This window comes from Anaerocolumna sp. MB42-C2 (assembly GCF_030913705.1).
Lineage (GTDB): Bacteria > Bacillota > Clostridia > Lachnospirales > Lachnospiraceae > Anaerocolumna.
Genome location: NZ_CP133190.1, coordinates 1,946,634 through 1,959,279, shown reverse-complemented (window position 1 = coordinate 1,959,279; position 12,646 = coordinate 1,946,634). Strand labels below are relative to the sequence as shown.

The window sequence follows — 12,646 nt, the reverse complement described above, 5'->3', positions numbered from 1 at the left end:
TTCTTTATTCATAGCGCAGATGTTTTGCCATCCACAGACCTGCCCCAAGGAAAAGAATTGTTTCCACCAAAGAAACAAGGATCACCGTGCTATCCGGTTGCGCACTCATGGCAACTGCGGGTTTTAGCATCACAACAAAGGGGTGGATCATCAGCAAAGCAGCTTTCAAGTTTGCCAAGGCCATTCCGCTTAAAAATCCTGCAACTCCGATACCGAGAGGAACCCACATATTTTCAAAGCGGGATGAAATACAAAGCATAAAGGACAGCACAGGCATAGTTGTGATAAACGAATAGGCTGCAAACCGCACCAACGTCCCGAGTTCAAAGGTACTTTGCGGCAGTTCGGTCATGCCGATTTTCATTAGAGCAAGATTTTGCAACGACACTGCTATCAAAAGCATCACAGTCAAGATTAAAAATTTGCAAAAGTACATTCCCGGCACACTCATGGGCAGCATATACATCTTTTTAATTGCGTTTCCCTTAAAATCCATGTTGTAGACCATGCAGGCGGCGACGACGACGCCAAACATATTTAAGATCATGATCATGCCGTAGAGCTGGGTCAGCAGAACGTCCATCGGGGCCAGAGGCAGGTTCAGCAGGGTATCTTTCCGCACGAAGAAATTGACAAAGGCGTACGCCACTCCCAGAACGCCAACCGCCAGCAGCACAGGAATTACTCCTGTACGCTTTTCTTTCCGCAGCTCAATTACAAGCGCATTCATAGTTTTGCCCTCTGCTTTCTGGCTGCATTGTCCTTATCAATCATAGACAGGAACATTTCCTCCAGATTGTCCGAGGCAAAACCGGCCTGCAGCGCACTCTGCCGCAGCTCATCCAAACTGCCTTCGAATAGCAGACGGCCATGATTCAGAATGCCGATATCGTCCGCCATCAGCTCAATTTCCGACAGCATATGAGATGAAATTAAAACGGTGCAATCGTAAAGCTCCGGCAGGGACTTCACCAAATTACGTATCTCATGGATACCCGAGGGGTCAAGGCCGTTGGTCGGTTCGTCCAAGATGAGGATGGGTGGCCTGCCAAGCAGTGCCCCGGCAAGCCCCAGCCGCTGTTTCATACCCAGCGAATATTTTTTGGCCAGTCGGTCACCAAACTCAGTGAGACCAACCAATTCCAATGCATCCTCTACTGCGCTTTCCGGCAGCTTCAAAATTCGGCGGATGATATCAAGGTTTTCGCGGCCGGTCAGATTGGCATAGAACGATGGTGATTCGATAAAGGAACCAATCTCCTTTAATATGGCCAGCCGTTCATTGGGAAAGTGTTTCCCATCAATTATAAAGCTGCCTTTTGTAGGAGCCGTCAAGCCCAGCAACATTTTCATGGTGGTAGATTTCCCTGCACCGTTCGGCCCAAGGAAACCATAAATGCTTCCTTTCTGAATATTGAGCGATACGTGGTTGACAGCGGTAAAATTTTTATATTTTTTTGTCAACTGCTCCGTTGTAATCATATAATTCATAAGAACATCTCCTTTCGACATACTAATTGTACAGCGTCAACCTGACATCTACATTCCCGCGTCCTTACTTTTACCTTACTTTTTGCTGAAAATTACACAAAACGAACGTGCTTTGGTATAATAGATGTTATTGGAGGTGAAGGAATGGATCAGACATTTTTACACACAAAAAAGCTCCTGCTTGTGGATGACGAGCCGGGGCTGCTTAGAATGGTAACCGCCATTTTAAAGGATGACGGTTTTGAAAATATTGTATCTGCCTCTTCCGTGAAAGAAGGTATCGCAGTTGCCAAAAATGAAAAGCCCGATCTAGCAATTTTGGATGTGATGCTGCCGGATGGAGACGGTTTTTCCCTGATGGAGCAAATACGTTCCTTCACCGATGTGCCGATCATCTTTTTGACGGCGAAGGACGAGGCTGTGGATAAATTGGCCGGTCTTGGGTTGGGTGCTGATGATTACATCGTAAAGCCCTTTATAGCACAGGAATTGCTGCTGCGCGTTTATGCTGTGTTGCGCCGCTGTTACAAAAAGGACGGGCAGCTTCTGAGATTGGACGGATGCACGGTTGATTTCAGCCGCGCCGAAGTCCAAAAGGCCGGAGATGTTATCTCCCTGACTGCAAAGGAACACACCCTGCTGGAAACCCTTGCAAGGAATGAGGGCAAAATTGTTTCTATAGATTCGCTTTGCGAAGCTCTTTGGGGGGACAATCCTTTCGGGTATGAGAACAGCTTGAATGCCCATGTGCGGCGCATTCGGGAAAAGATTGAAACAGACCCGTCAAAGCCGGTTTCACTGATTACAATCAAAGGGCTGGGCTATAAACTGAACATAAGGAAGTGACGTCATGAAATCATTTGGAAAATATATCTCAAAGCATCTGGCATCCTTTGCCGCTTTTATCCTTCTATTGGCGCTGCTCAATGTACTGGTCTTTGGTATTACGTTTCAGAGCGTTATAATAAACGACTACGGTGATACCTCACCGCAAAATATGTTGGAGGAAATCGCTGCAAGCTCGACAGCAGAGGGTATATCGGACGATGCTCGTAAAAAGCTGGAGAGTACTCATATCTGGGCGATGCTCCTTAACCAGGACGGGAGTCGGGTATGGGCCATCGATACTCCGGAAGATATTCCGTATGAGTACACCATTCAGGATGTAGCCCTCTTTTCCAGAGGGTATTTAAAGGATCACCCTGTTTTTGTCTGGAACACGGAAGATGGTCTGCTGGTATTGGGCTATCCGAAAGACAGCTATACCAAGCTGACCAGCAACTATTTTTCCATCCATGCGATTCAAACGCTACCGCTCTATATTACCGGAATGCTGGCAGCCGACTTCTTGTTTTTATTTCTGGCCTATTTTTTTTCCAGAAGGAAAATCATCCGAAGCACGGAACCAATCATCGATGCGATTGAGACTCTTTCCAATGGCAAGTCAGTATCGTTGTCAATCTGTGGTGATTTATCAGAGGTTGCAGGTAGTATCAACAAAGCATCCCGTATTTTGAGCAGGCAGAACGAAGCAAGGGCTAACTGGATCAGTGGTGTTTCCCATGATATCCGCACACCACTGTCCATGATTTTAGGATACGCCGAACGCATTGCAGACAATAAAACCATAAACAGCTCTGTAAAGGAGCAGGCTGAAATCGTACGGCAGCAAAGCATCAAAATAAAGGAACTGGTGCAGGATTTGAACTTGGTTTCTCAGTTGGAATATGAAATGCAGCCGCTCCATAAGGAGCTGGTGCGTTTCTCAAAACTTCTGCGATCCTATGCGGTGGAACTGCTGAATAGCGGACTTTCTGACAGCTATTCGGTAGAAGTTGAAATCAAGCCCTCTGCTGAGAATGCCATACTGGAATGTGACTCCCGCTTGATCTTGAGGGCAATCAATAATTTGGTACAAAATAGCATAAAGCACAATCCGCAGGGCTGTGAAATCATGATTGCTCTTGACTGTGAGGAAACGGCTATCACCCTTACTGTTTTGGACAACGGTGTAGGGCTTTCGTCTGAAAAGCTGCGGGAACTGGAAGAAAAACCCCATTACATGGAAAGCACGGACAATCAGCTGAACCTGCGGCACGGCCTGGGTATTCTTTTGGTACGTCATATTGTAGAAGCACATGGCGGGACAATGAAAATAGAAAGTACGGAGTCGCACGGTTATAAAACAGTGCTGTGCTTTTCAAACCAATCCAATCAAAGCTAATAGATGAAAGTTAACATAAACGTAAACGTTCTTCCAGTTTTTCTAATATGGAAAAGGGGATTTTTAAATTTCCGCGGCCAAAACCCAGATTTAAATCGGGTTTGTTAGCACCGTGAAAGTCGGAACCACCTGTAATTACCAGATTATATTTATTAGCCAAATGTTTCATTCGTCCCTCATCAAAACCGGTATTAGAGGAATAAATTGCTTCGATTCCGTCAAGCCCCCGTTCGGTAAGATAGGAGACCATCTGTTCCACTTCCTCCAGTGTATATTTATAGAGCAGTGGATGTGCCGCGACGGAAAGTCCGCCGGCCGTATGAATCAGATCAATTGCCTCAGCTGGGGATAAATATTCTCTGGGTACATAATAGGGAGAGTCATCATTTAAATATCTGGTAAAGGCGTCCTGCATGGACTTACAATATCCGTACTTAACCATAAACTTGGCAAAATGAGCTCTTGTTAAGACAGCATCCCCTTCTTCCAGGCGTAATTTATCAACAGTGATATCAATACCCGCGGACCTTAAATTGGCTGTCATCTTTTCATTTCTTTCGTCCCGCTTTAAACGGGCATTCTCTAAGGCCTGATAAAGGGTACTATTATTCTCATCTACAAATAAACCTAAAATATGAATATCTCTTTTTCTGTAAAATACCGAAAGTTCTGTTCCGGGAATAACCTGTATGGGATTTCCGTCTTTGGTTTCTGACAGGGCAGCAGCCTGTGCCTGTGGAATACCGGTAAGGGTATCGTGGTCAGTCAAAGCGATAGCTGCAAGTTGGTTCTTGACGGCAAGTTTCACTACTTCGGATGGAGTTAAGGTTCCATCCGAAACATTGGAATGGACATGGAGATCAATATATTTCATTCGTATGCTTCCTTCCTATTGATTATATCTATTAGGATTTGGGTGTTATAAATATAATTCCGAAAGAATTTGGTTCCTAAATCCTGCGAGTTAAGTTTGCTTCTTTGGTTTTATTAAATTGATTAAGACGTATACATTATATCATTCCAGCAAAAAGAAGTCATCTGATTTTCAAATGGACACGGATAGAACTTAAAGATAAGAGAGGTATTATAAAATTAAAAATGAACTGATATTCTCAGGAGATTATAGAATATATATAAAGTATGGATAATATATTACAGTATAAATAAAGCGGAGGTTTGGAATGGACAAAGTATTGCACCGTAATTCAAAGGTTGTAGTTATCTTAAGAGATCTTCTGGTTTCGTATATGGTAACAGGAATACTATTGTTATTGCTGGCATTTCTTATGCTCAAAACCGATTTATCAGGCGGTATCCTTAATGGGGGTATTTTAGTGACTTATGTTTTGTCTTCTTTTGCAGGCGGTTTTTTGCTGGGAAAAAGTGCAGAACAGAAAAGGTTTCTGTGGGGTTTGGGTATGGGAGCATTATATTTTATTATGCTGATGTTGATTTCTGTACTGACGAATTCCGTAATGGGAATGGAAGCAAGCAGAGTAATAACTGTTATGGTCATATGCCTATTCAGTGGCATGCTTGGTGGTATGATCAGTTAAATTAAGCAAATCAATAAAAAACTCTTTTCATATTATTGGGGGTATGCTATAATATCAGATGATATTGTTGCTATAAACAGGCAATCAGGAATAATTGAAGGAGGCAATCTCATGAAACGTATCAAAACATTAAATACAAGAAATTTAAAAGATACCATGAAAAAAGGCGGATGTGGCGAATGTCAGACTTCCTGCCAGTCAGCTTGTAAAACATCCTGTACAGTAGGAAATCAAAGCTGCGAAAACAAATAATAAAGCTACATAATCAGAGAAATAATGTAGGAAAAAGAATTTATAAGTTCCACCATTATTCCATGTATTTTATAAGCAGCGTCTTTCGGCCGCTGCTTATTATTTGTGCGGCTTTGCTTGTTTTTTTTAGGATATCCTAAGCTTTTTATATAGAAGGGAGAAACACTTTGGTTCACCAATATAAAAATAACGGATATAATATTATATTAGATGTAAACAGCGGAATGGTTCATGTTGTTGATGACTTAGCTTATGATATTATAGCCATATATAATACAATAGATCAAAATAAATCTAAGAACCTGTCTGAGGTTAATAAAGAAGAGGTAATAAGTGAAATAATCCGTAAATATCATAATGCGGATTACAGTCAGTTGTTCGGAAACGAATCGGATGAGGAAGAAGTAAAAACCGCTGTTCTGGATGCTCTTAGCGATATAGAGGAATTAATTAAGGACGGCGCGCTTTTCACGGAAGATATTTATGAAAATTATATATCCGATTTTAAATCCAGGCAAACCGTTGTAAAAGCATTATGTTTACATATAGCCCATGATTGTAATCTTGCCTGCCGTTATTGTTTTGCAGAAGAAGGGGAGTATCAGGGCAGAAGAGCTCTAATGAGTTATGAGGTGGGAAAACAGGCCTTGGATTTTCTGATTCAGAACTCCGGTAATAGAAAAAATCTTGAAGTTGATTTCTTCGGCGGCGAACCGCTTATGAACTTTGATGTTGTAAAACGTTTGGTTATTTATGGAAGGGAACAGGAAGCATTACATAATAAAAAGTTCCGTTTTACCTTAACCACTAACGGAATTTTGTTAAATGACGAAATCATGGAATTTGCTAATCGGGAAATGAGTAATGTAGTACTAAGTATTGACGGACGTAAAGAAATAAATGATTTAATGAGACCGTCAAGGAACGGAAAAGGCAGTTATGATGTAATTGTACCAAAGTTTTTAAAATTTGCAGACAGCCGAAACCAGATGAATTATTATGTCAGAGGTACATTTACTCATAATAATCTGGATTTTTCAGAAGATGTTAAGCATTTGGCAGAACTGGGATTTAAACAGATTTCCGTAGAACCTGTAGTATCACTTCCTGAGGAACCCTATTCTATTACAGAAGACGATATTCCTAAAATTTTTGAGGAATATGACAAATTGGCCAGGTACATGCTGGAGAAGAAGAAGGAGGGAAAGGATTTTAACTTTTTCCACTTCATGATTGATTTATCCGGCGGTCCCTGTGTTGCAAAACGTTTATCAGGCTGTGGCTCGGGAACGGAATATCTGGCGGTAACACCTTGGGGGGATTTATACCCATGCCACCAATTTGTCGGTGAGGATAAATACTTAATGGGTAACGTGTATGAGGGTGTTAAAAAGACCGGTTTAAGAGACGAATTTAAATGCTGTAATGTTTATGCTAAAGATAAATGCAGAGAGTGTTTTGCCAGATTTTACTGCAGCGGCGGTTGCGCGGCAAATTCCTTTAAGTTCCACGGAAATATTTTGGATACGTATGATATTGGCTGCGAACTGCAGAAAAAACGAGTAGAATGTGCAATTATGTTAAAAGCTGCAGAAGCGGATTTGGAATAATAGGAGTGGCAAAAGTGAGCAATCATCTAACTTACTTAGATGATTGTAATGCTGCGGCGAACGGAAGAAACTCAAGTGTTTGAGTTTCTTCCGTTATTCTTTCATCTTAACTACAGATTAGCGAGTATTCAACCGAAATCAAGAATATTCAGGAAAGAGGTTACTATGGAAAAATGGGTATTAAAAAATAAAAAAGCAGATTTTGCCGCTATGACAAAGCAATATAAAATAAGTGAAGTAATTGCACGATTACTGGTAAACCGGAATCATGAAGAAGCAGAAGATATTGAAGCCTTTCTCAATCCGGATATCGGACGTTTACATAATCCGCTGACTATGAAAGATATGGTGAAAGCGTGTGATATATTAACAGACAAAATAAAGCAGGGTAAAAAAATCAGGATTGTTGGGGATTATGATGTTGACGGAGTCACCTCGACTTATGTTTTGTACACGGCACTTAATAACTTAGAAGCTTCAGTAGATTATGAAATTCCTGACAGGATAAAAGACGGCTACGGTATTAATATGAATATTATAGAAGCTGCCAGCCGGGATGGTATTGATACCATATTAACCTGTGATAATGGAATATCAGCAAAAGAACAGATTGAAAAAGCGAAAGAACTTGGTATGACAGTTATTATTACGGACCATCATGATGTACCGTTTCTGGAAAACGGAGATCAGAAAGAATATATCATACCAATGGGGGATGCAGTGGTGAATCCCAAGCAGTCCGATTGTGAGTATCCGTTCAAATGTCTTTGCGGCGCTGCAGTGGCTTTTAAATTAGTTCAAATACTTTATGATAGGTTTGGAATTGATAAAAAAGAGACGGATAAATTATTAGAAGTAGTTGCTATCGCTACAGTATGTGATGTGATGGATCTGGTGAACGAAAACCGTATTATTGTAAAAAACGGACTGGAACTATTAAAAAAAACAAATAATTATGGGCTAAAAGCTTTAATGGAAAAAAATAATATTAATCTGGTTAATCTGTCTGCATATCATTTAGGTTACATTATCGGACCATGTCTGAATGCATCCGGAAGACTGGATACGGCCAAAAAAGGTTTGCAGCTGCTGTTATCGGAATCAAAAGAGGAAGCAGAATGTTTGGCGGAGGAACTTAAGCAGTTAAATGATACCCGTAAAGAAATGACTTCCAGAAGTCTGGAGCAGGCAATTAAACTGGTAGAAGACGGCAATATGAAAGAAGATAAAGTCTTAGTAGTTTATCTAAAAGACTGTCATGAAAGTCTGGCCGGAATTATTGCAGGACGTCTGAAAGAAAGATATAACAAACCGGCAATTGTTCTGACCGATGCGGAAACCGCTGTAAAAGGGTCCTGTCGTTCCATTGAGCAATATAATATATATGAAGAGTTAACGAAATGCAAACACTTATTATTAAAATACGGCGGGCATCCGCTTGCCGCGGGATTATCCCTGGCAGAGACGGAGGTAGAACTTTTAAGAAAAACACTGAATCAGAATTCTTTTTTAACCCCAGAGGATTTAATCCCTAAAATATCAATCGATATTCTTCTTCCATTGGGTTACTTAAATGAAGAGCTGGTAGCGGAATTAGAAATGATGGAACCCTTCGGAAAAGGGAACTTGAAACCCATATTTGCTGAAAAAAACCTGCGTATCAGAAAGGCGGGTATCTTCGGTAAAAATTCAAATGTACTGAAATTTCAGATTGTAAACGAATATGGGCGGGTTATGGATGCCGTATATTTTGGTGAAGTTGAAAGATTTTTAAATGATTTAAGAGATGGTTATGGCAGGGAAGAAATAGATAAGATGTTCCAGAACAGGGATAATGCGGTAAAATTATCAATAACCTATTATCCAAGCATTAATGAATATGGCGGAAACCGCACTGTACAGATCATTATTCAAAACTATCAGCTGATATTGTGAAACCTTTATAAAATAGGGTTTCAAATTTGAAGTAATTGTAAGAAATAGAGTTTAAAGCAAACGAGAGATGAAAGTAATCTGGGAATAATTAAATTATGGAATTAAGAATAATTTTGGGCATCGAAATACATCATGGAATATTATATGATAGAATTGAAATAATTTGATATTTATATACGATAATGTTATAATATATGTTGGGTTTTCTGCGAGCAGAAAACATAATTTGATTCGTTTCAAAGGAGTATCATCTGTTGGCAGATGTAATATTCCATAAAAGTAAGACGGAAATGAAAAGAGAATAAAGAAAGGAATGCCACATATAGATTCTTTCACAAATTATTAGTGGCAGTCATACATCTTAAGTAGATGTGTTATGGAGGACGTTAATATGAAGAAGTTAGAAGAATATATCAGAAGTATACCTGATTTTCCTGAAAAAGGTATAGTTTTCAGGGATGTAACAAGTGTATTGCAGGATAAAGACAGTTTAAGAATGTCAATCGATCAAATGCAGACGCTTTTAGATGGATTGGACATAGATGTTATTGTTGGGCCTGAATCAAGAGGTTTTATTTTTGGAGTACCGATTGCATATAATTTAAATAAAGCATTTGTTCCGGTACGCAAGAAAGGGAAACTCCCCTGTGAAACCATACAGATGGAATACGCCTTAGAGTATGGTACTGCAACGATTGAAATGCATAAGGATGCAATAAAGCCAGGGCAGAAAGTAGCAATCGTAGATGATTTAATTGCTACCGGTGGTACGATTGAAGCAATAACGAAACTGATTGAAAGCTTAGGCGGTGAAGTAGTTAAAATTATATTCTTAATCGAATTAGAAGGACTTCATGGACGTGATAAATTAAAAGGTTATAATGTAGATGCAGTTATAAAATACGAAGGAAAATAAGAAATACTATCATAAACAATTACTTATTCACATTGTAAGAACTTTGTTAAACTTAAATCATATATTTATATTAAATTTTGCCATAGGTTAAATGTACTATTATAACCTATGGCTTAAATTTTTAGCAAAAGCGAAGTGAAAAATTAGAATGCGAGACAAACTGAAGAAACTAGCAAAGTGTGTTTCTTTCGGTTATATCATGACAAAAATAGTTAAATTCTTGAATAGTAACCTGGATAATAATGACAAAAAACAGCAGGATAAGTCATTATTCAATAAATGAATTGATTTTTTTTTAGAGATTGATTATAATAAAAAGATAAACTTACAGACTGGTGGTGATTTCATGGATGAATTGGCATATATGATGAAGGATAAAGATAATAACGACAAAAAAAATAAAGAAATGTTAATTCCTGCTGATTTTACAAGTCCTGATGTATTATATAAGGAATTAGTTAAAATTGTGGAAAGTTATCATCCGTCTGCTGATATTTCCATGATAGAAAAAGCCTACCATGTTGCAGATCTTGCTCATAAAAATCAGTTCAGGAAATCCGGGGAACCTTATATTATACATCCTTTATGCGTAGCTATTATTCTGGCTGAACTGGAATTAGATAAAGAAACCATAGTAGCAGGACTTCTCCATGATGTAGTGGAAGATACGGTTTATACGGTTGAAGAACTTAAGGGAGAGTTTAACGAAGAAATCGCATTACTGGTAGATGGTGTTACAAAATTAACTCAATTAAGTTATTCTAAGGATAAAGTCGAAATCCAGGCTGAAAATTTAAGAAAAATGTTTTTGGCTATGGCAAAAGATATCCGCGTTATATTAATAAAATTAGCGGATCGTCTGCACAATATGCGGACCCTTCAATATCAAACTCCCATTAAACAAAAAGAAAAAGCAAGGGAAACCATGGATATCTATGCTCCTATAGCACAGAGACTTGGTATATCCAAAATTAAAATAGAATTAGATGATTTATCTTTAAAATATCTGGAACCGGAAATTTATAATGATTTAACGGAGAAGATAAACTCCAAAAAAGGAGAAAGAGAAGAGATCATTAACGGAATCGTGGAAGAAGTACGGTTTCATATTCAGGCAGCAGAAATAGAAGCTAAAATAGACGGACGTGTGAAACATTTCTTCAGCATATACAAAAAGATGGTCAATCAAAGTAAGACACTGGATCAGATTTATGATTTATTTGCTGTTCGTATTATAGTGGAATCTGTAAAGGACTGTTATGCTGCACTCGGTGTTATTCATGAGATGTATAAACCAATACCTGGCAGATTTAAAGATTATATTGCCATGCCGAAACAGAATATGTACCAGTCTCTTCATACTACATTAATCGGGCCTGGAGGACAGCCGTTTGAGATACAGATCAGGACTTATGAGATGCACCGGACTGCAGAATATGGTATTGCTGCCCATTGGAAATACAAAGAGGGGCAGGACGGAAAGAATAGCCATGATACGGAAGAAGCTAAATTAACCTGGCTGCGACAGATTTTAGAGTGGCAGAGGGACATGTCGGATAATAAAGAATTCTTAAGTCTGCTTAAGAGTGATCTGGATTTATTTTCTGAAAGCGTATATTGTTTCACACCTACCGGAGATGTTAAAAATTTACCTAATGGATCTACACCCATCGATTTTGCTTACAGCATTCATAGTGCAGTAGGTAATAAGATGGTTGGAGCAAGGGTAAACGGTAAATTAGTGAATATTGATTATGTGATTCAAAACGGCGACCGCATAGAAATTATTACATCCCAGAATTCCAAAGGACCAAGTAGAGACTGGTTATCTTTGGTGAAAAGCACTCAGGCTAAAAACAAAATTAATCAATGGTTTAAAACCGAACTAAAAGAAGATAACATCACCCGCGGTAAAGATATGATTATCGCTTATTGTAAGGCTAAGGGCATTAATCTTAGTGATTTATTAAAACCTGAGTTTATGAATAAGGTAATGTCCAAGTATGGTTTCCGCGATTGGGATTCCATCTATGCGGCCGTTGGCCACGGTGGCTTAAAGGAAGGCCAGGTAATTAATAAGCTTAAAGATGAGTACGATAAAAAACATAAAAAAGATATAACCGATGATAAGGTATTAGATACCATTTCTGATATTAAAGAGAATAAACCTGCCTTTACGAAATCCAGAAGTGGTATTGTAGTTGAGGGAATACATGATGTTGCAGTTCGTTTTTCTAAATGCTGCAGTCCCGTTCCGGGTGATGAAATAGTCGGGTTTGTAACCCGTGGCCGTGGTGTATCTATCCACCGTACGGACTGTATTAATCTTATGAATTTATCCGAAGAAGACCGTGCCAGGTTAATTGAAGCAGAATGGAATGTATCTCCCGATAAAATGCAGGGAGAACTGTATACTGCGGAAATCAAAATCTATGCTAATAACAGAAGCGGTGTATTGGTTGATGTATCTAAAATTTTAACGGAAAATAAAATAGATGTAACATCAATGACAGTCAGAACCAGTAAACAAGGAACGGCAACCATTAGTGTAGGCTTTGAAATTAACGGAGTGGAACAGTTAAAATATATTGTTGCCAAATTACGCGGCATAGAAAGCGTGCTGGATATTGAACGTACAACCGGTTAAAAGCAGGATGGGGAT

11 protein-coding genes are annotated in these 12,646 nt (G+C 39.1%); 8 read left to right on the top strand and 3 right to left on the bottom strand.

The window, feature by feature from the left end; genetic code table 11:
* Positions 1–4: 4 nt before the first annotated feature.
* On the bottom strand, positions 5–730 hold the full coding sequence (locus RBU59_RS08785) for an ABC transporter permease (protein WP_308147502.1): 726 nt from the start codon (positions 728–730) through the stop codon (positions 5–7).
* Entirely contained in the window at positions 727–1,491 is a 765-nt protein-coding gene (locus RBU59_RS08780) for an ABC transporter ATP-binding protein (RefSeq protein WP_308147501.1), read from the bottom strand. Before RBU59_RS08780 ends, RBU59_RS08785 begins: the two co-directional genes overlap by 4 nt.
* Positions 1,492–1,635: 144 nt before the next feature.
* Here RBU59_RS08780 and RBU59_RS08775 point away from each other — a divergent pair, with 144 nt between their 5' ends.
* Positions 1,636–2,337: a response regulator transcription factor gene (locus RBU59_RS08775; RefSeq protein WP_308147500.1), complete on the top strand. Its 702-nt coding sequence runs from the start codon at positions 1,636–1,638 to the stop codon at positions 2,335–2,337.
* A 4-nt stretch (positions 2,338–2,341) separates the two neighbouring features.
* Positions 2,342–3,715 (top strand): sensor histidine kinase, encoded by a 1,374-nt coding sequence (locus RBU59_RS08770; RefSeq protein WP_308147499.1) that lies wholly within the window; start codon positions 2,342–2,344, stop codon positions 3,713–3,715.
* Between the two features lie 10 nt (positions 3,716–3,725).
* Here the strand turns inward: RBU59_RS08770 and RBU59_RS08765 are convergent, their stop codons facing one another.
* A complete protein-coding gene (locus RBU59_RS08765; protein WP_308147498.1) occupies positions 3,726–4,589 on the bottom strand; it encodes a PHP domain-containing protein in 864 nt (287 codons plus the stop codon).
* 307 nt (positions 4,590–4,896) lie between these two features.
* Here RBU59_RS08765 and RBU59_RS08760 point away from each other — a divergent pair, with 307 nt between their 5' ends.
* The 6 genes from RBU59_RS08760 to RBU59_RS08735 all read left to right on the top strand — a co-directional run bounded on the left by RBU59_RS08760 (position 4,897) and on the right by RBU59_RS08735 (position 12,631).
* On the top strand, positions 4,897–5,271 hold the full coding sequence (locus RBU59_RS08760) for a TIGR04086 family membrane protein (RefSeq protein WP_308147497.1): 375 nt from the start codon (positions 4,897–4,899) through the stop codon (positions 5,269–5,271).
* A 111-nt stretch (positions 5,272–5,382) separates the two neighbouring features.
* Positions 5,383–5,523: a six-cysteine ranthipeptide SCIFF gene (scfA, locus tag RBU59_RS08755; protein ID WP_091684032.1), complete on the top strand. Its 141-nt coding sequence runs from the start codon at positions 5,383–5,385 to the stop codon at positions 5,521–5,523.
* A gap of 167 nt (positions 5,524–5,690) precedes the next feature.
* Positions 5,691–7,133, top strand: a complete 1,443-nt coding sequence (scfB, locus tag RBU59_RS08750) for a thioether cross-link-forming SCIFF peptide maturase (protein ID WP_308147496.1) — start codon at positions 5,691–5,693, stop codon at positions 7,131–7,133.
* Between the two features lie 165 nt (positions 7,134–7,298).
* Positions 7,299–9,068 (top strand): single-stranded-DNA-specific exonuclease RecJ, encoded by a 1,770-nt coding sequence (gene recJ, locus RBU59_RS08745; RefSeq protein WP_308147495.1) that lies wholly within the window; start codon positions 7,299–7,301, stop codon positions 9,066–9,068.
* A gap of 391 nt (positions 9,069–9,459) precedes the next feature.
* Positions 9,460–9,984 carry an adenine phosphoribosyltransferase gene (locus tag RBU59_RS08740; protein WP_308147494.1) on the top strand — a complete coding sequence of 175 codons (525 nt, stop codon included), beginning with the start codon at positions 9,460–9,462 and terminating at the stop codon, positions 9,982–9,984.
* Between the two features lie 367 nt (positions 9,985–10,351).
* The gene (locus RBU59_RS08735) at positions 10,352–12,631 is read left to right on the top strand and encodes a RelA/SpoT family protein (RefSeq protein ID WP_308148563.1); all 2,280 of its coding nucleotides are present in this window, start codon (positions 10,352–10,354) and stop codon (positions 12,629–12,631) included.
* Positions 12,632–12,646: the final 15 nt, after the last annotated feature.